Source organism: Trujillonella endophytica (assembly GCF_900110555.1).
GTDB classification, from domain to species: domain Bacteria; phylum Actinomycetota; class Actinomycetes; order Mycobacteriales; family Geodermatophilaceae; genus Trujillonella; species Trujillonella endophytica.
The window spans coordinates 1-17,706 of record NZ_FOEE01000025.1; the positions used below are offsets into that span (position 1 = coordinate 1).

The following is a 17,706-nucleotide window of genomic DNA, read 5'->3' on the forward strand; positions in this document are numbered from 1 at the left end:
GACCATCGAGAAGGTGCAGCGGTACCTCAACGGCGACCTGGCCGTCGCCGGGGCAATCGTCAACGGGTTGCGGCCGCGCACCCGTGAGGGCGCCCTGCGGGTGGAGGAGTTGCGCGACAGCCTCGCCACCGCGGTGTGGGAGCCGTTCATCCCCGAGCGCCAGGTCGTCCGCGAGATGGAGGGCGCCGGCGTCCCGCTGACCGAGTTCGGCCGCGACGCCCAGCCGGTCACCCGCGTCGTCGACGTGCTGCTGGCTCGGCTGCTGTGGCTCGACGAGGACTACCGCGCCGCGCACCCCGACCGCGACCCCCAGGCCGTGCACGCGGACTACCTCGCCTGGGCCGACGCCGAGCGGGCGGTGTCCTGATGGCGCGCCCCCAGCCGACCCCCGCGCTGCGGAAGAGCCGGCCAGAGAGTCACGCGTTCGAGCAGGTCAGCGCTGCCGCCCCGGCCGCGGAGCCGGTGCGGGCCCCCGAGCCGGCCGTTCCCGCCGCTGTGCCGCAACGCCGCAATGCCGCAACGGCGGCAAGCAGCAACGCGGCCGGCAAGAACGACCTAGTCAAGCTGTCGGTCCGCGTGCGCCCGGAGGTGAACCGGGCCATCAAGCGCTACGGCATCGAGTCCGGCCTGAGCTTCCAACAGATCGCGATGGTCGCCCTGCGCGAGTACCTCCAGCGGGAAGGCCACCCGCTGCCGGACCCCGAGGCCGGGTAGCGGGTTAGCTCGACGGACGGTCGTCGGTGGCCGCGGTGGGGGAGTGCTCCTCCGCCGCGGCCGCCACGGCGTCGGCGAGCTGCTGCTCGAGCCGGCCGATGCGGGCCTCCGCGGCGTCGGCCCGGGTGCGCTGGGCGTCGGCTTCGGCGCCGGCGCGGGCCGCGTCGGCGGACGTTGCACGCAGCTCGTCCCGGGTGGTCCGCAGCTCGTCGCGGACACCGGCCAGCTCGGTGGTGGCCTCGGCCGCGCGCTCCTGCGCGGACCGCACCCGCTCGCCGGCGACGGCGAGCTCCGAGCGCAACGTGGTCACCTCCTCGCCGGTGACGCGGGCCCGCCCCTCGGCGGCGTCGGCGCGCTCCCGCGCCCGCTCCAACTCGGCCCGCAGGTTGTCCCGGTCGCCCTCGGCGCGGTCGGCCCGGCCGGTCTCGGCCCGGAGGTCGGCCCGGGCGGTGGCCAGCTCGCCGGTAAGCGCCTGCACCTGCGAGGTGGCACGGTCAGCCCGCCCCTGGGCTTCGTCGCGTGCCGCGCTCGCGTCATCGGCCTCCTGAGCGGCCGCGGCGAGCTTGTTCTGGGTGTCCTCGAGCACGTCGCGCACGCCGAGCAGCTCGCCATGTAGCCCGTCGCGCTCGCGCGTAAGCGAGTCGTTCGCCCGCCGCGCCTCCTCCAGCTGGTCAGCGAGCTGGTCGCGCTCCGCGGTCAGCTCCTCGTTCCCCTGCAGCACCGACCCCAGCTGCTCGGTCAGCTCGGTCACGTGGGCCGCGAGCTCCGCGGCGGCGGCCCGGTCCGCCTCCGCGGCCGCGGACGTCTCCTCCAGCGCCTGCTGGGCGCTCTCCAGCTGCTGCCGCACCAGGGCGGCCTCCGCGTCCTTCGCGGCGAGCGCGGCGTTGTGCTCGGCCCGCACCGCCTGCATCTCGGCCCGGCCCGCGTCGACGTCACGCAGATCGCCGGCGAGCTCGGTCAGCTCCTCGACCAGGGCGTCGCTGCGGGCTGCCGCCGTCCGCACCTCCGCGATGCCGCGGGCGACGAGGTCCTGCAGTCGCACGGCGGCGTAGGAGACCGGCCGGGGCGTCCCGGCCGCGGTGTCCCGCTCGTCCAGCAGCGCACGGATGGCCGGCTCCGCGACCTCCCGCTGCGCCTGGCGCCGGGCCTCGTGAGCGGCCTTCGGGGTGTGCACCACCCCGGTCCCCGGGTCCGGCAGCTCGCAGTACCGCGGCCGCCGCCCGGTACCGGTCGCCGGTCGCGCTGGGCGGTCGCAGCCCGGGAACTGGCACTCCGCGCTCACCGCGGGCCGCGGTTCCGCTGTCGTCTCGCTCATCCCGACCACCTACGCGCCGGCGGCGACCGCGCCGCGGCGCCGCGTTCCATCGTGTGGGCTGACTCTATCGGATGGAATGGAATGAATGCAACGTAATGGAATAGAACGAAACGAACGAAACGAACGGAACGACAGGGCACGCGAGGGCCGCCGGGCGACGCCCGCAGGGGCGCTCGCTGGCCACTCCGTCGGCAGCGCGTGCTTGGCTCCGGCGGTGAGCGCGCTGCGGATCTGGCGCCCGGAGCTGGGCGATGAGCACGCCCTCATCCCGGCCGACGAGTTCCATCGGATGCCGGCCGTGCACGCCGCGGTGGTCCTCGCCGGCGCGCTCGGCCACGACGTCAGCGAGAGCTGGGACGGCGTGGCCTACTGCCGACGCTGCGACTGGCGCCGGCCGGTCGGGACGGACCTGCCGGGTCGGCGGGCCGGCGACGAGCACCTGGTCGACGTCGTCATCCCCGCGCTCGCCGCCGCCGGAGACCTCACGGCCGCGGACGTGCCGACGTTCCAGCGATTGGTCGGGCAGAGGCCAGGCTCTCTCGTCGAGCTGCTCGACGCCGCGCACCAGGCAGAGGCGTAGATCGGCGGGACACCCGTGCGGGCGTGTGGGCGTGTGGCCGTCAGGGCCCACGAGCTCCTGCAGCCACTGTGACTTGCCGCAATGGCGGCAATGCGGCACCCCGCCACGGTGTGCTGGTGAGGGGGAATCCGCCGAGCTCATAGCAGCGATGGAACCGCTTCTCGATCCTGTCTTTGGCCCGAGCCCCGGCGGATCTCCCCCTTTCTGGGTCCCTGCGCTCGCACCTCGCGATGCGCACTTGTTGTGCAGAACTGAAGTGCTACGGTGCCTTCGCCGGTAAAAGCCAACCGCTAGGAGGGCCTCGTGGGCTCGTACAGGGCAAGCGAGTGGGCGCAGCGGCGCTTCGGGGACGTTGCCGAGAACCTGGGGCCGGCAGTAGCGGCAGGCATCCAGGAGGCGCATCGCCTGGCCCTGCGGGCACACCTTGGTGGCGAACTGAGCACGAACGACACCTACGGCGCCACCCTGCAGGTCACCCAGCACCAGCAACTGATCGCCGCCACGGCGGACGTGCCGGGCGTGGTCGCCCGCAAGCCCACCGGGGTGAAGGGCCGGTTCCCCTACGTCGTGGTCGAGGACGTGTCGGTCGTCTTGCTGCCGTGGCGGTTCACCAACACCCGTGCGACGCGACGGGTCGATGCCACGATGCCCACCCCGGTGTCGCATCTGCGCAAGACCCTCTTCGGCCTGGGCGCCGGCGCCCCGGCGGTGACCCAGCTGGTGCTCGAGCAGAGCACGCTCGACGACGACCAGCTGGAGGCGCTGCTGGCGGAGGAGCAGGAGATCTCCGCCCAGCTGGCGAGCTTTGGCCGTGTCGTCACGGTGGCCTTCGGGAGCAACCCAACCGACGGCCTGTTCGAGCTTGGCTGGGGAGACGCGGAGCTGATCAGCGATGAGACCGGTCACGTCCACTGGCACTCCTGGGAGTCGCTGCCCGTCGCGGAGCTCCAGGCTGCCGGGCTCGCGGTACCGGCCCAGGCACCCCTGCGGGCCGTCGACCCCGTCGGTGACGGCTCCCGTGTGGGCCGGTTCGATGCCGCGCCGCTCAACGACGACCTCGGCCTGACCGCTCGGCCCCAGCCCGTTGCGGCGCCGCTGAGCGAGATGCAGCCGGAGGTGGGGCAGGCCGGCGGTGAGGACGTGCAGTCGTGAAGCCGCCCGAGCAGCTGCGACTGGTTGATCCGCATCCTGCCGGCACGCAGTCGGCCCGTCTGCAGGCTGTCGCCGACGCGTTCGACCCGGCCCGGCTGACCCAGGCGCGCCGCCTGGCCGGGCTGACCAAGCGGGCGGTCGCTGACGCGTTGGGGGTGTCGCCGGCTGCCGTCGGGCAGTGGGAGACCGGAACCACTCCCCGGCTGGACCACCTGGCGCGGGTTGCCGAGGTGCTGGACGTGTCCCCGGGCTTCTTGGCGGCCGGGCGGCCCTACGCCCGCCTGGACGCGTCCGCGGCACACTTCCGCAGCCTGCGCTCCACCCCCGCCGCGCAGCGCGCGAAGGCGATCGCCTTCACCGAGCAGGTGTGGGAGCTCACCCACGCGCTGGAGAAGCGGATCCAGCTGCCTCCGGTGGACCTGCCGGGCTTCTCCGGCGGGGAGGTGGACGCCGGCGCAGTGCCGGCCGATCCTGCTGCTGCCGCCCGCCTCCTGCGCGATCACTGGGGACTCGGCCGGGAACCGATCCCACACCTGGTGCGCACGATGGAGGCCCACGGACTGATCGTGACCCTGGTGCCCTTCGCCGGCGCGGAGACGGCGAAAGTCGACGCCTTCTCCACCTCCCAGCTTCCGCGGCCGGTCGTCGTGCTCACCCCCGACCGGACCAACGACGTCTACCACCACCGCTTCACCGCCGCGCACGAGCTGGGGCACTTACTGCTGCACCACGACGCCAACCCGGGCGACCCGGTGCAGGAGAAGGAAGCCCACGCCTTCGCGGCCGAGCTGCTCACCCCCCGTGAGGCCGTGGAGCCGCAACTGCCTTCGCGGATGGACTTGAACGCCCTCGACCGCCTCAGCCGGGAGTGGGGTGTCGGCGTCAACTCGCTGGTCTACCGCTGCCGCGAGGTCAACGTCATCTCCGATGCCGCGTACCGGCGGGCGTTCCAGCGACTCAACCAGCTCCGCCAGCTGGGCTTGTTCAAGAAGGAGCCGGTCGAGGGCTACCCCGGCGAGCGCCCGGTCCTGCTCCGTCGCGCGTTCGGTCTCGCCGAACAGCATGGCCTCGCGCTGCGCGAGTTGGCCGACGAGCTGCATCTGCCGATGGCCCGGCTCCGTCTGCTGCTCGGTGACGACGACCCACGGCCCGAGCTCCGGCTCGTCTGAGGCGTTGAAGCGGAGGACGTCTTGCCGGAGGGCTTCCGAACATGACGATGGCCGGACCCCAGGCAGATGGGGTCCGGCCATCGTCATGCGCCCGGCGGGGCGGGGCTACCTCACGGCACGACGTGCGCGGCCAGCAGGGCGTCGTCGACCAGGACGTAGCGCCAGCCGTGCTCGGCGCCTCCGACCGGGTCGAGGTCGGCGTTCATGGTGGCGACCGGCACCAGGGAGACGACGGTGTCGGTGACCCCGGCGTCGGCGATCAGCCGGCCGGAGGTGATGCCGGCGTGGGTGGCCGTCTGGTCCAGCTGGACCAGGCCGATGTGGGTGAGCTCGCCGCTGAACGGCGCGTGGTCCTGGCGGACGAACTTCCAGCTGCAGCCGGGCCACTCGCGGCGCTCGGCCGCGGTGGTGGGCGTGAGCACCTTGGCGTCGACCAGGTAGGTCTCCCCGGCGTCGATGACGTCGGCGCCCTTGCGCCGGCCACCGCGGACGGTGGCCTCGGTGCCGGTCAGCCGCTCCACGGCGCAGGCGGTGGCCGTCTCGGCCGCGAACGCGCGGAAGCTGCTCAGGGCGGACTCGTCGAACTTAGGCATGTCGGTTCCTCTCCTCGTTCGGTCGGTCAGTCCTGGACCTGCGCGAGCGCGATCCGGAACAGGGGGAGGAGGCGAGGGTCGATCGCGAAGGCCTTCGCCCGCTGCCGGCCCTTGATAGTCGGGTCGTAAACGGTGGTGATCGGGAGGCTCAGACCCTCCGCGCCCTGCGTGGCGGCCGCCCAGCGCTTGAAGCGCTTCGCGGTGCCGCCGGTGAAACCGCTGAGCGAGTACTTGCCGGTCGGCCGCCCGGCGGCCACGCGCATCTGCTCCGCGGTCGCCTCGCCGCCGGCGTGGACCGGCAGCTCGTGCAGCAGACGCCCGTTCTGGGTCCAGGCGTCGAGCTCCTCGACCCAGGAGCGGGCCAGGTCGAGGGTCCAGCCGGTCTCGGCGGCCAGCGTCTCGGCCTCGGCGACCGCCTCGGGGCTGTCGTCGATCTCCTCGACGTCGTCCTCGAGCGGGTCGACGACCGTGGCGGTCTGGTCCGCGGTGACGGTCACGCCGCCCGAGGCGAGCGCGCGGATGAAGGCGGCCGCCTCCTCGCCGTCGATCGTCACGGTCCCGGCGAACTTGATGGTCAGGTTGCTCACGTGGGTCCCACCCTTCGTGCTGAGGCCGGTGGAAGGTTCCATCGGCGCTGTGCAACTCAGGTTAGACCAGTAAGACCTTCGCTGCAACGGTTTCTACCGTGGTCACTCGCAAGTGGTACATAGGTGAAACCTTCCATAGTCCGGTGCAACTCTTGGAGCAGCACGTAGAAGTGGCCGGACCTGATGGTCCGGCCACTTCTACGTGCTGCTCAACAGCTCCGGCGGGCGGAGCGTCGGCATCAGGGGCAGGCCTGCCGAGTCCCCGAGGCGTAGGCCCCGCCGAGGAAGCCGATGAAGTTGCTCCGGTACATCTGCTGCCCGGGGCGCCAGCCGCGGTTGTAGCAGCTGTAGTTGGTCTCGTTGGTCATCTCGACGTGCAGGTGAGGACCCGTCCAGCAGGAGTTGGCGCTGTACCGGCCGACGGTGCCGATGGTCGTGTTCCAGCGGTTGATCGACTGTCCCTGCGAGACGTAGGGGTCGACGTGGGCGTAGGTGACCCAGCCGATGCGGGTGCCGCCCTCGTAGAGGCCAACGACGACGGTGTTGCCGCCGCGGCGGCGGGTCTGCTCGTAGCTCTCCCCAGAGCGGGCGGAGCAGGCCAGGGTGACGCGCTCGACCTTCGCGCCGATGGAGCGGCCGCCCTGCTGCGGTGCGGCGTAGAGGGTCACCGCCTGGCCGGCGGAAGCGCCGATGTCGATGCCCCAGTCGCCGGTATACGGCATGCCCCACTGGTACGTGTGGTGGGCGGTGGGCAGGGAGCAGTCGTCGGAGGGGTACCGCGCCCCGCTACCGCTGCAGCCATCTGAGGTGGGCCAGGTCCCCTCGATCGGGGACCCCACCCACACCGCGGTCCGGGCAGGAGCCGCGTCGGCGGGGGCAGCAGTAGCGATCGATCCGCCGAGGGAGGCGACGAGCAGGGCGAGCGCCGTGGTCGCCATCTTCATCTTCATGGGGAGTGCCCCTTTCACCGGGAGGGCTGACGAACGCCAACCTAGAGAGCACTTCAGTTGTAGTCAAGCTCAACTTGGTTCTTAGTACATCTTGGTCGAGGCTCCAGGTTGGCTGCTATCGTGAGCCAGTGAGCGAAGAGGTGAGCGAGGACCCCACTAGTGCGCTCTCTCCGCGGGAGCGCGCCGCTCAGACCAAGCGGGCGCGCACGCGTGAACGCTTGTGGGAAGCCATCCAGGGGTGCTTCGACAACGTCACGGACCGACCCGTGAGCGTGGAGGAGATCGCCCGGGAGGCAGGAATCAGCCTGGCGACGCTCTACAACCTCTTTCCGACCCAAGGCCGGCTGTACCACCAGATCCTTCATGACCTGGTGTTCGACGTGATGGAAAAGGCAGAGCAGCGCTACCAAGAGCAGCCCGAACCGATGCGGGCGGCATTGGAGCATTTCGTCGAGTTGACCTATCACCGCAACTGGCTGGTCCGTAGCGCCTTGACCAACAGCTACGGCCCGCTCGGGAAGGACAACCCCAACTACACCCACTTCGACGGTCTCAACGACGGCGACGCGGAGCCGCGGAGGAAGGTGGACCGGAAGGCGCCCATCGTGAGCAGCCCCGCGATGTGGACCTACATGGCGCTTTTCGGCGCAGCGGACCCCCACCACATCGGTGGGGCGCAGTTCCGAGAGCAGAACCCCGCGACGTTCACCATGATCGAAATGATGGCGTCTTATCTCGTGCACTTGGTGGCGACGTTCGACGTGCCGGACGTTGACCAGTTGATGCAGCTGTACAAGGCCGCCGTGGAGGTCGATGCCCGCAGCACCGGTACCGCTCCCCTGGGCGTCGCCGAGCCTCGTTGACGGGTGGATCAGGAGGGCTCGGCGACGCCATCGAGGGCGAGGCCTTCATCCCCGCCGCCCAGGGTGGCCAGCGCCAGGTGCAGCACCTTCTGCCGCGTGCCTTGGGCGGTGAGGCGGACGTGGTGGGTCTTGCGGGTCTCGTCTCGACTGGCGAGCAGGCCGGCCTCGAACAGCCGCTGGGTCAGGGTGCGGCCGACGACCGGCAGCGGCTCACCGAGCTGGCGGGCCATGTCCTGGGCGACGGCCATGACGGTGGTGACCTCGAGGTAGGCGCCGAGCCGAGTGACCCAGCCGATTCGCACGCCCTGCGCCCGGCCCTCGTCCAGCGGGTTGCCGCCCTGCCAGCCCCACGCCCCGGGGACATCGGGCTCGTGCCCGTTCGGGCTGGCCAGGTGTGCACGGCCGGAGCTGAGCGCAGCGCGGACCAGCGCAACGAACCGCTTGGCGGGATCAGTCTCGGCCTGCTCGGCGGCCTGGGCCTCGGCCGCGGTGCGCAACGCGGCACCCACGCGGGCCAGTAGAGCGGTCCGGTCGGCCGCGGTGAGCGCGCCGATGGCGACCGCGTAGTCGGCCAGCGCCTCCCAGGCGACGGTGAGTTCGGCGACCGTGGTGGGCGTGCGGCTGTGCGCGCCGGCCAGCCGCAGCTCCGCCCGGCGCGCGGCGACCCGCTTGGTGTGGGAGTCGAGCAGCTCGGGGCGGCCGGCCAAGTAGATGACGAAACCGGCCAGCGCCTGCGCGTAGAGGCCACCGTCGGCCCGCTGCTGCGCCGGGGTCAGCGCGTTCCAGTCCAGGGCGCCGCGGTCGAGGTGGCAAATCAGCAGCCGGCCGCGCAGGCTCTGCCCGCGGGGCACGTCCTCCCCTGTGCCCAGGAGGGTGCCCCGCGGTGGCCTGGGAGCCAGCACCTTCAGGTCGCGGCTCATCCGGGCTCGACCGGCGCCGTTGCCCTGGGCGCGGATGACCCGCTCGGCGGTCCGGTGCAGCTGGCTGATGTCGGCCGCGTTCCCGGTTGGCGCGAAGTCGTCGATGACCAGCAGCGCGTCCTTGCTGAGGAACGCGAGCTCCTCCAGCGCGTTGCCGGTCGAACTCCACGAGCCGGGCAGCGTGCTGGAGGTGAACCCCGCCCCGAAGTGGGCCTGGGCCAGGGCGGCCAGTTGGCTCTTGCCGGCGCCGGTGCCGCCGGTCAGCCACACCCCGAAGTCGCTGGGGGCCAGCACGCTGCGCCACACGGCGCCCAGCAGCGGCACCGTGACCGTGTCGGGGGCGAGCTCGAGCAGCTGCAGGCTGCCCAGCACCGCGGTGACTGCGGCCATCCGGTCGGCCGGCGGCACCAGCTCGGCCGGGGAGAGGGCCGGAGGCAGGTCCACCTGCACGGCGGGCACCGGGCCGTCGGGGCCGAGCGCGCCGCCGCCGTGCAGGTACGCCCGGCGGCCGCCGACGTCGCGCCAGCCGGTGTGCCCGTAGATGTGGCGACGGGGCACCGGCGGCGAGAGGGTCTGCACCGCCGCGCGGATGTGATCGGCAGCCGACCGCACGACCTCGGTGCGCGCCGCAGCGCCGAAGGCGGTCATCGACCACTTCGCCGGGTTGGCCAGGTCCGACACCGGTGAGACGACGACGTTCTTCGTCTGCCCGCCGAGGGTGACCGCGAGCGTCACCGCGGTGCGCTCCTCGACGCCGTCGTCGGAGATGGCGTCCTCGACGATGCGGGCGCTGAAGTTGCTCAGCCGCGTCCGCTGCCGACCGGTCAGGGTCACGTACATGCCGGCCGCGTCGACCTCGTAGTGCGCCGCGTCCGCGTCGGCGCTCTCCCGGGTGAGCACTGGGGCCTCGTCGACGAGCCGCTCGAGGTCCTCGATGTCTCGGTCGCCGGCCAGCCAGTCGGTGACGTCGCCCTTTGGCGGCAGATCCGGCAGCTCCACCCGCCGCACGCTCGCCGCGACCGGTACCAGGTCCGTGCAGGCTGCGTCGGCCCACGCCCGGCCCTCGCCGTCGTTGTCAGGGAAGACGACGACGTGCGCGCCGGCGAAGAACTCGGCGTACTCAGCCCGCCAGTTCTTCGCGCCCTGGGCGTGCGCGGTGGCGGCCAGGCCGAGCCCGGCGAGGGTGTCGGCGTCTTTCTCGCCCTCGACGAGGTGGACCACGGAGCCGGCGGCGATCGCCGCGGTGAGCTCCGGCAGCCGGTAGGGCACCCGCCGGACGCCGTCGAGGTTCCACCGCCAGCGGCCGGGCTTCTCCGGGTCCGGGCGCTTCTGGCGGAAGTCCTTCGGGTCGAACCTGGTGACGGTGTAGAGCAGCTCGCCGGCGGCGTCGACGTAGCGGTACTCGGCCACGACCTTGCCCAGCTGCTGGCTCTCGGCCTTCTTCGTCTTCGCCGGGGCAGCCGGGGTCACCGTGGGCCGGTGCACTGCTGCCCGCCGCGGAGCCTCGAAGCCCAGGGCGCTCAGAACGTCGCCCCACTCGCAGGCGTGCGAGCGGCAGATAGCCACGACCGGCTGGCGGTCGCCGACGGCGACGTTGAGGCTCTCGTTGGTGTCGCCGTGCACGGGGCACAACGCGCGCCACTCCTTGCCGACCCGCCGCGGCTGCTTGCCGGTGACCCGGCCCAGGGCGTCGAGGAACGGCTCCAGCTCGGGGCCCGCGGAGCGACGGTCGCTGTCGAAGGACGCTGTCGTCATGCGCCGGCCGCCGTCAGCGACCACCCGTAGGTAGCTATGGGCGCGATGTGCGACTTCGCATGCGGGTACGGGGTGGGCGCTGGGCGCCTGCAGGTGCTCCATGGGGGGCTCACAGGCGGCTCGTGGGCACCCGGTGGGCCGCCTGCAGGCCCACCATCCAGTACCTGCAGGGCGCCTGCGTGGTGCCGGCGGCGCACCCACTGCGTGCGTGCAGCTGTCCACGGCTGCCCACAACCGCCCACAACAACATGCGGGTGCCCATCAGTGCGTGCAGTACGCAGTGGGTGCGCGGTAGTCTCGGACACGTCTGAACCTCTTCTTGCAGCGAGGGCTACGGACTTCGACAGGACCCCGGGTGGCCGCCCGGGGTTCTGTGCTTTCAGGACTTGGGTCAGGTGCCAGTCATGCGTAGCTGTTCCGGTTGAGTCGGAGCTGGCTGGCGGTCGGCGAGGTACGCCTTGAGTGCCATTCGAACCGTCGCTGCGACCGACCGTTCATCTTCGGCGGCCGCAGCCTTCAGCTCATCGGCCAGCTCCGGTGGAACGCGGACGAGCAGCTGGACGACGTCGCCGCCGCTTCCTCGTGCTGCCACGGGTCCCCTCTCGTCGTGCTCGCGCGGTGATAGCACCGCGATGACGCGACCGTAGGGCGTGCGGCGGACAGAGATCGGCAAGACGCGCCGATCGGCGCGTCCCGACTGTCTCCATGTCGACGCCCTGGTCAGTTCGTTGGTCAGTTCCGTGAGTCGCTTTGGTCAGCCCCGTCGGTCCCAACTGACCAGCAGTGGCCCAGCTCTGAGCTGCGGATTCACGCTCGCAGTGGTGGATTGGTCAGTTCGGGCAGCCTGCGGGAGGCAGAGAGCACGATCAACGCCGCGGCCGCACGCTCTCCTTCGTGGCGCCAGCGGACCTGTGCACTGCGAGACAAGATCGTTGTTCCGTCGCATGACCCCCAGGTCATGTGGGGCCACGGCGGCGCGCAGTTCGGATGCTCTCTTGCGGGGGATGCCGCTACTGCCAACAGTGTGGAACAGCGACGTACTTGACGTACTTGACGTACGTGACGTACTTGCGCACACTGTGAACATCGGTCACAGAGGACAGCAGTGACACCCGCCCTGGAACAGACGTTCCAGGACGACAGGAGATGCGCCCCGGGCAGACGTCCTGGGGTGAGGAGGACAGCATGGCGGCCCTTCGCCACTTCGACAGCTACACCGAAACGCGCAAGAAGCTGCGGTGTGTTTTCGACGCTGCCCAGGAAGGCCTGGTCACCACGGTCACCCGGGACAACGAGCGGTTCGTGGTGCTGTCCGCCGACGCCCGTGGTGCCGAGCTGCGTCGGCTGCTGCCCTCGCAGGCCGCCGTGGTTGCAGAGGCCGGCGGCTGGGTGGCCTACATCCCCGGCGTTCCAGTGCACGGCGACGCGGAATCCTTCGACGACGCGATCGACGACCTCATCGCCGGACTGCGCGAGTACGCCGAGGACTGGAATGAGCGGCTGCATGCTGCTCCGAACCACGCCGGCCACCGCAGCCTCGTCGAACTCGTGGAGCTCTCCGACGACGCCCAGCTGCGCGACTGGCTGGTCGGATGCGCTGACGCGGTCAAGGATGAAGCCCGCGCACTTACCCCCGCGTGAGCGGGGCGGCCAGCCGACGCGACCACGACCGCTTCTGTAAGACCGAGGGCTGGGACGAGGTCCGCAACGCCCGCGGCGGCAAGGTTGAGCACCACATCACCTACGAGCTCCCCTTGTCCGACAGTCGGGTCCTGCGGACCCGTATTTCCCGGCCCGCCGACAACAGCTCCTACGGGCCCAGCTTGTGGACGCGCATCCTCAAGGATCAGCTCGACGTCACCGAGGCAGAGTTCTGGGCCTGCGTCCGCGACAAGCAGCTACCCGACCGTGGGACGGCCAGCACCAAGCTGCCCGAGCAGGCCTTGCCGGCGAGCCTGGTCCACCAGCTCATCAACCTCGCCGGGATCCCGGAGGACGAAGTCGCTGGCATGTCGCTGGAGCGCGCGGTCGAGGTCATGACCGCCCTTTGGTCGCAGCCGAAGGAGTAGCTGCGCGCTCCGCCGTCAACCGTCAACGCTCCGTGGCAGATAATGCGTAGGAGTGGGCCGCTTGGCCGATGAGGGCGTAGGCGGGCGTCGGCGGGACTCACGGCGGCGTCGTGTCGGAGAACTGGCCGTTATCCGCCATGTTTCCTGCGGCCGGTGCCGGTACCCGATCCCCGACCGGCAGCCCCTCCACACTGCCGAGCTGACCGCCCGCCCCTGCGGTGGAAGGGTGATGGCGAGCGGTGGCCGTGACAGGAGGTGTGACGGTGGTGGACATCCGCTGCGATGTGCAGCAGGTCGACGAAAGCGGCTACGTCTGGACGTTCCTCGACGAGGCTCACGACCCGGGCGTCATCGTTCCAGGAGCCATCGTGGTCGCTGGCGACGACGAAGATCCGGTGTTTGCTCAGGTCGTCGACATCGTCGGGGACGAAGCCACCCGCAGGGTTCACCTCGACATCGCACCGGGCGCCCCAGACCTGTACCTGCGCGCTGCTGCTCGTGCCCAGCTCTCCGTGGACCGTGACATGGCCCCGTCCGTCTCCGAGTCGGCGGCCCGCACCGTCCGCTTCGGAGAGGTCCTCGCCGGCCGCGGCCAGACCACGGTCGCCCTCGACGAGCACGGCCGGCTGACGCGCTACCACCCCGACGGCAGCACCAGCCCGCTCGAGTAGCGCACCCGGAGGCCCCGTTATGGAGCGTTATGCCCATAACAGCTGACGTGAGGCCGTTATGCGCCATGTTCCTGTCGGCGGGCTGCTCTACCGTCCGCGCCGTGACCGAGGAGTACCGCCGCACGTACCGCAGCGGGCTGAGCCGCTTCGACGAGAAGCGCGACCCCGTCGACCACCAGATCGACCTGGTGCTGCCGGCGGAGTTCGGCCCCGTGCACGCCGTGCAGGTGACCCGGGTCGACCGCGGGCTGTCTCGCCCGCAGTTCCTGCCCTCCCCGCTGACCTACAAGACGGCGCTCTGCGGCGCCGCGGTCAAGGTCGAGTTGCCGATGGAGTTCGACCCCGGCGATGACGACAGCTGCCCTCGGTGCGTCGGCCCCGCGCTACGCAACGAACGCACTCCCCGCCGCCATCAGGACGAGCCGCGGGCCGAGCCGGTCGACGACGCCCTGCTCGAGCTCTCCGAGCGCATCGCCGCCGACGATGCCCCGAGCACCAACGCGCAGCGGTGAGCTGGTTCGTCGATGTCACCGGCGTCCAAGTGCTCGCCGGCCATGTGCTGGAGCTGACCTTCAGCAGCGGTGAGGTGCGGGTCCTCGATGTCGAGCCGGCCCTGTGGGGCGAGGCGCTCCAGCCCCTCGTGAAGGACTACGACCTGTTCACCGCGGTCCGCGTCGACCCGGAGGCCGGCACCATCGTCTGGCCGAACGGAGCGGATCTGTCCGCCCAGATGCTCTACGCGGAGTCGAACAAGCCGGAGGAGTTCCTGGACGCCGCCCTGCTGCGGGCTCGGGCGGCCACTGACACCGGCAACCGGACCGATCTGGATGCGGTCATCACCGCCCTCGGCTACGAGCGGGCGGAGCTCGAGGCCGAACTGGACGCCGACCGCCGCCGCCGCATCGCCGATCTGGAGACCTGATGCGTGCCGCTGGGCTCGTCCCCGAGGCGTTCACCCACATCGCAGCCGAGCAGGAGGAAAACGACTCATGACCGCCGTGACCCGCCTGCACCGCGCCGCCGGCACCACGACGCTGGCCGATGCATCGCGCCGGTTCCTGCGCCGGGACGCCTTCGAGAAAACCACCCGGGACGCCTACGGCCGCACGCTGGCCGCGTTGACCGACGTCGTCGGCGCCGACACCGACGTCGCGGCGGTGACGACCGAGCAGCTGGAGGACGAGCTGCTCGAGCGCTGGGCCGACGCCGCGGCGACTACCTACAACCGCCACCGGGCAGCACTGCTGAGCTTCTTCGGCTGGTGCGTCGAACGCGGCTACACCGCAGCCAACCCGGCCGCGCTGGTCGAGGCCCGGAAGGTCCGCAAGCGCACCGAGGACGAGCGCCGCGAGCGGCCGGTCAGCCGTGACCTGCTCGCCGAGCTGTGGGCGCTGGACGGCGTCGCCGGCCGAGATCGGACGCTGTGGCGGATGGCCTACGAGACATGGGCCCGTGCCGATGAGCTGCTCGGCCTGAACATCGAGGACCTCGACCTGGCCAACCGTGAGGCGCTCGTCAACGGCAAGGGCGGGGACCGAGAGCGCATCTGGTGGGCCACGGGCACCGCCCGGCTGCTGCCCCGGCTCATCGCCGGCCGCGCCACCGGACCGCTGTTCCTGGCCGCACGCCGCCCGACCCGACCCATGCCCGCCGCTGACATCGACCTGGTCAGCGGTCGCGCCCGACTGTCCTACCGGCAGGCCGAACGGATCTTCGCCGAGGCCGGTCAGCGGCTGGATCCGGACGGGACGCCCTTCACGCTGCACCGGCTGCGCCACGCGGGCATCTCGCACGCCGTCGAGGACGGCTACTCCGTCGCGGCGATCCGCGCAAAGTCGCGGCACGAGTCGCTCAGGTCACTGGAGGTCTACACGAACCCCAGCGCCGACTCGATCCGCGCAATGACCGACGACCTCGACGGCACCGCCCGCCGCCGGCGGCCGGTGCGCTGACCGTCCCGAAACCGCCATTGCGGCATTGCGGCATTGCGGCATTGCGGCACTCACGGGCGGCCGTGTCGTCTGCGTCCTCTACCGTCCCCGGCCATGACCCTCGATGCGGAACTCGTCGTGCCCACAGCGTCCGAGACGCTCCCCGTGCCCTTGTCCTGGGATGGAAAGCAGGGGAGGTACGACCAGCGGAGCGGCGCGGAGCAGACGGCGGCGCTGCTCTACGACCGGATGGCCGGCGATCACCGAGCCGCGCAGACCGTCGCCTTCCGGTTCCTCGACGCCTGGCGCGAGTACGTCCGGCTCTCGCTGTCCGAGCTGCGTGACGTTATGCAGCAGATCTCCGACAAGCCGCTGCCCCCCGAGGGCTGGAGCGACCCCTTCGACGAGTGGGCCGACTTCCAGCCCGTCCTGGCCGAACTGTGGCCCGACGAGGACCAGGGCGCGGCGGTCACGTCCCGGGCGCTGATCCGGCTGCGGACCGCGTTCGGATCCGACGTCGTCGACCTCGCGGCCGTACAGCGGGAGATGCTGGCCGCCGCGGCCTACTTCGAAGCCTGCGAGTCCGCTGCTCACGCACGGCTGGAGCTCCTGCAGGACCGTGCTCAGGAGCAGCTCGAGTACCAGCAGGAGATGCGCCAGTACTACAACTGAGCGCGCGGAATCCACCGGATCCGAAGCGCCGGCGTCAACGCCTGCCCCGACGGCGGCGGGTCGGCACCGGGTGAAACGGCGAGGGCCCGCCGGTCCGAGTCTCGGCGGGCCCTCCAGGTAGTCGGTGCGCTCAGCGGGCGCGGCCCAGCTGACCTGCTCCTGCAGCTGCTCAGCCGGTACAGGCCGCCCTACCCCCACCCGGAGTTCGAGCAGATCAGCCGGCTCGTCGAGTGCCCGTCGGCCACCAGCTACGGCCCGTCAAGAAGTGCCTGGGGAAGGTGCGGGCCAGTGGGACGCGATCCCCGCGCAGCGGCGGGAACAGAACTTCCGGGTGTTCTTGCCGAGGAACGCGCTGCCGCAGACGGCACACGTGTGCGTGTGTGTGTTGGTCCGGACAGCGCAGCTCTTCGAGCAGAACCGGAACCTGTTGCTCCGCCGGGCGAACACCTTCCCGCACCGCTCGCAGGTGAACTCGTGCAGCGGACGACGCTGATTGACGCGGCGGCAGGCCACCGAGCACAGCTGCTGCCGGGAAGAAGCCAGCACACGAAACGTCGCCCCGCAGATGAGACAGGTGCGGTCCTCACGCGGAGAGATTTCGCCGCGGCTGGAGATGCGGGCGCACCGCGGGCTGCAGTAGGTGCGGCCACGGTCTCCGGGGAGCGCAGAGAACTCCTTGCCGCAGGTCGGGCAGGTCAACTGGATGCGGATGGCGACCTTCGGCCGACCCGGGTCGCAGCCAAGGTGGGCGTTGGGGTGCCGGAAGTTTGGGCGGCGCTCGGCTTCGGTCAGTGGCCAGCGGTCGTTCTTGCTGCTGTTGCACGGGCCGCAGATCGGCCGCAGGTTCGCCAGGCAGTGCCAACCGCCCTTGCTAACCGGTTTGACGTGGTCCTCCTCGGACGCGTCGCTGATGCCGCAGATCCAGCAGCGGCCGGCCCACATCTCCCACCGTTGGGCCCGCTGTGCGGCGGTGAACGGGATGGTTCGGGATTCGAGCGAGGCTCGCCGGGCGGCGTTGCGAGCTGCGTAGCTTGCCCGCCGACCGGCGCGATAGACCGCGGCGCAGTCGGCGCAACGGTGACGGAGTCCCTGTCCGTTCATGAACTCGTCCCGCGGCCGGAGCCGCAGGCAGAACCAGCAGCGCCGGATGCGATCGGAGACGTGGGGATCGGCCCGGTGAGCGGCGCGGCAGGTATCGGAGCAGAACTGTCGGTCGCCCCTGCGTCGTTCGGCGTCGATGAGCACGGTGCAGGCAACGCAGTAGGGCAGGCGACGGCACTTCCAGGAGCAGAAGAGGTTGTTCTCCCCGTAGCGGGACGGGAAGACCGACTGGCATGTGATGCAGGTGGAGAACCGCGGGGTGAGCTCCGTGGCTTCGCCCAGGTGGGCGGTGGCCGAGGAGGCGGCGGCGCGGGCGTCGGCAACGGTGTGGGCGTGCTCGGCGGCCCGGGTGGTTAGCCAGCAGCTCTTCGTGCAGTAGGTGACCTTCGACGTGCGTTTGACGGTGAACGTGGTGCCGCAGCCGGGGCAGGTTCGGGCCTCGGTCCGAGCCTGCATCCGGCAGGTCGCGTCGCACCAGCGTCGGTACTTGCCGCGGCGGAGCACCAACTCCTCGCCGCAGGTCTCGCAAGGACGGCGCTCCCAGCGGGCGTCGGAGCAGATCTGGGAGCAGTAGCGGCGGTCGCCCTTCCAAGCGGTGGGCACGAGGCCGCCGCACTGCTCGCATGGAGCCCCGACCGCTGACACGCGGTCATAGTGCCTGGTG

Annotated in this window: 19 protein-coding genes; 13 read left to right on the plus strand and 6 right to left on the minus strand. The window is 71.2% G+C overall.

Translation table 11 applies throughout. The features are described 5' to 3' along the window. The coding region (locus tag BMY88_RS24030; RefSeq protein ID WP_211435791.1) for a ParA family protein at positions 1–367 on the plus strand (367 nt) is incomplete at its 5' end. After that, positions 367–714 (plus strand): hypothetical protein, encoded by a 348-nt coding sequence (locus tag BMY88_RS22710; protein WP_091949537.1) that lies wholly within the window; start codon positions 367–369, stop codon positions 712–714. The genes BMY88_RS24030 and BMY88_RS22710, both read left to right, overlap by 1 nt. 4 nt (positions 715–718) lie before the next feature. Here BMY88_RS22710 and BMY88_RS22715 read toward each other — a convergent pair whose 3' ends face one another. Continuing rightward, a complete protein-coding gene (locus BMY88_RS22715; RefSeq protein ID WP_139220566.1) occupies positions 719–2,029 on the minus strand; it encodes a coiled-coil domain-containing protein in 1,311 nt (436 codons plus the stop codon). A gap of 214 nt (positions 2,030–2,243) precedes the next feature. Here BMY88_RS22715 and BMY88_RS22720 point away from each other — a divergent pair, with 214 nt between their 5' ends. The 3 genes from BMY88_RS22720 to BMY88_RS22730 all read left to right on the plus strand — a co-directional run bounded on the left by BMY88_RS22720 (position 2,244) and on the right by BMY88_RS22730 (position 4,930). Next, the gene (locus tag BMY88_RS22720) at positions 2,244–2,609 is read left to right on the plus strand and encodes a hypothetical protein (protein WP_091949544.1); all 366 of its coding nucleotides are present in this window, start codon (positions 2,244–2,246) and stop codon (positions 2,607–2,609) included. 303 nt (positions 2,610–2,912) lie between these two features. Further along, positions 2,913–3,761: a hypothetical protein gene (locus BMY88_RS22725; protein ID WP_091949547.1), complete on the plus strand. Its 849-nt coding sequence runs from the start codon at positions 2,913–2,915 to the stop codon at positions 3,759–3,761. Next, on the plus strand, positions 3,758–4,930 hold the full coding sequence (locus tag BMY88_RS22730; RefSeq protein WP_091949550.1) for a helix-turn-helix domain-containing protein: 1,173 nt from the start codon (positions 3,758–3,760) through the stop codon (positions 4,928–4,930). Before BMY88_RS22725 ends, BMY88_RS22730 begins: the two co-directional genes overlap by 4 nt. Positions 4,931–5,040: 110 nt before the next feature. Here BMY88_RS22730 and BMY88_RS22735 read toward each other — a convergent pair whose 3' ends face one another. The 3 genes from BMY88_RS22735 to BMY88_RS22745 all read right to left on the minus strand — a co-directional run bounded on the left by BMY88_RS22735 (position 5,041) and on the right by BMY88_RS22745 (position 7,060). After that, the gene (locus BMY88_RS22735) at positions 5,041–5,523 is read right to left on the minus strand and encodes a hypothetical protein (protein WP_091949553.1); all 483 of its coding nucleotides are present in this window, start codon (positions 5,521–5,523) and stop codon (positions 5,041–5,043) included. Positions 5,524–5,549: 26 nt separating this feature from the next. Continuing rightward, positions 5,550–6,110, minus strand: coding sequence for a hypothetical protein (locus BMY88_RS22740; RefSeq protein WP_091949556.1), 561 nt, complete (start codon positions 6,108–6,110; stop codon positions 5,550–5,552). A 239-nt stretch (positions 6,111–6,349) separates the two neighbouring features. Then, on the minus strand, positions 6,350–7,060 hold the full coding sequence (locus BMY88_RS22745) for a M23 family metallopeptidase (protein WP_091949558.1): 711 nt from the start codon (positions 7,058–7,060) through the stop codon (positions 6,350–6,352). 128 nt (positions 7,061–7,188) lie between these two features. Between BMY88_RS22745 and BMY88_RS22750 the strand changes: the two genes are divergently transcribed. Continuing rightward, a complete protein-coding gene (locus BMY88_RS22750; RefSeq protein WP_091949561.1) occupies positions 7,189–7,923 on the plus strand; it encodes a TetR/AcrR family transcriptional regulator in 735 nt (244 codons plus the stop codon). Between the two features lie 8 nt (positions 7,924–7,931). On the opposite strand, the gene BMY88_RS22755 is transcribed toward BMY88_RS22750, so the two are convergent. Continuing rightward, positions 7,932–10,598: a DUF927 domain-containing protein gene (locus BMY88_RS22755; protein ID WP_139220568.1), complete on the minus strand. Its 2,667-nt coding sequence runs from the start codon at positions 10,596–10,598 to the stop codon at positions 7,932–7,934. A gap of 1,185 nt (positions 10,599–11,783) precedes the next feature. Here BMY88_RS22755 and BMY88_RS22765 point away from each other — a divergent pair. The 7 genes from BMY88_RS22765 to BMY88_RS22795 all read left to right on the plus strand — a co-directional run bounded on the left by BMY88_RS22765 (position 11,784) and on the right by BMY88_RS22795 (position 15,941). Then, the gene (locus tag BMY88_RS22765) at positions 11,784–12,239 is read left to right on the plus strand and encodes a prevent-host-death protein (protein ID WP_091949602.1); all 456 of its coding nucleotides are present in this window, start codon (positions 11,784–11,786) and stop codon (positions 12,237–12,239) included. Further along, entirely contained in the window at positions 12,236–12,667 is a 432-nt protein-coding gene (locus BMY88_RS22770) for a cytotoxic translational repressor of toxin-antitoxin stability system (RefSeq protein ID WP_091949572.1), read from the plus strand. Before BMY88_RS22765 ends, BMY88_RS22770 begins: the two co-directional genes overlap by 4 nt. A 257-nt stretch (positions 12,668–12,924) precedes the next feature. After that, entirely contained in the window at positions 12,925–13,338 is a 414-nt protein-coding gene (locus BMY88_RS22775) for a hypothetical protein (RefSeq protein ID WP_091949576.1), read from the plus strand. Between the two features lie 101 nt (positions 13,339–13,439). Beyond that, on the plus strand, positions 13,440–13,850 hold the full coding sequence (locus BMY88_RS22780; protein ID WP_139220569.1) for a hypothetical protein: 411 nt from the start codon (positions 13,440–13,442) through the stop codon (positions 13,848–13,850). Beyond that, positions 13,847–14,260, plus strand: coding sequence for a DUF2442 domain-containing protein (locus BMY88_RS24225; protein WP_211435792.1), 414 nt, complete (start codon positions 13,847–13,849; stop codon positions 14,258–14,260). The genes BMY88_RS22780 and BMY88_RS24225 overlap by 4 nt, the downstream gene beginning before the upstream one ends. 67 nt (positions 14,261–14,327) lie before the next feature. Further along, a complete protein-coding gene (locus BMY88_RS22790; protein WP_170861250.1) occupies positions 14,328–15,290 on the plus strand; it encodes a tyrosine-type recombinase/integrase in 963 nt (320 codons plus the stop codon). Between the two features lie 93 nt (positions 15,291–15,383). Further along, on the plus strand, positions 15,384–15,941 hold the full coding sequence (locus BMY88_RS22795; protein ID WP_244524878.1) for a hypothetical protein: 558 nt from the start codon (positions 15,384–15,386) through the stop codon (positions 15,939–15,941). Positions 15,942–16,199: 258 nt separating this feature from the next. Here the strand turns inward: BMY88_RS22795 and BMY88_RS24040 are convergent, their stop codons facing one another. Further along, the gene (locus BMY88_RS24040; protein ID WP_170861251.1) at positions 16,200–17,645 is read right to left on the minus strand and encodes an HNH endonuclease; all 1,446 of its coding nucleotides are present in this window, start codon (positions 17,643–17,645) and stop codon (positions 16,200–16,202) included. Positions 17,646–17,706 lie beyond the last annotated feature (61 nt).

Excerpts from the sequence above, each read along its gene's own strand:
- BMY88_RS22745 (WP_091949558.1), bottom strand. The coding sequence starts at position 7,060 with ATGAAGATGAAGATGGCGACCACGGCGCTCGCCCTGCTCGTCGCCTCC.
- BMY88_RS22715 (WP_139220566.1), bottom strand. The coding sequence starts at position 2,029 with ATGAGCGAGACGACAGCGGAACCGCGGCCCGCGGTGAGCGCGGAGTGC.
- BMY88_RS22795 (WP_244524878.1), top strand. The coding sequence starts at position 15,384 with ATGACCCTCGATGCGGAACTCGTCGTGCCCACAGCGTCCGAGACGCTC.
- BMY88_RS22735 (WP_091949553.1), bottom strand. The coding sequence starts at position 5,523 with ATGCCTAAGTTCGACGAGTCCGCCCTGAGCAGCTTCCGCGCGTTCGCG.
- BMY88_RS22710 (WP_091949537.1), top strand. The coding sequence starts at position 367 with ATGGCGCGCCCCCAGCCGACCCCCGCGCTGCGGAAGAGCCGGCCAGAG.
- BMY88_RS22790 (WP_170861250.1), top strand. The coding sequence starts at position 14,328 with ATGACCGCCGTGACCCGCCTGCACCGCGCCGCCGGCACCACGACGCTG.
- BMY88_RS22755 (WP_139220568.1), bottom strand. The coding sequence starts at position 10,598 with ATGACGACAGCGTCCTTCGACAGCGACCGTCGCTCCGCGGGCCCCGAG.
- BMY88_RS22765 (WP_091949602.1), top strand. The coding sequence starts at position 11,784 with ATGGCGGCCCTTCGCCACTTCGACAGCTACACCGAAACGCGCAAGAAG.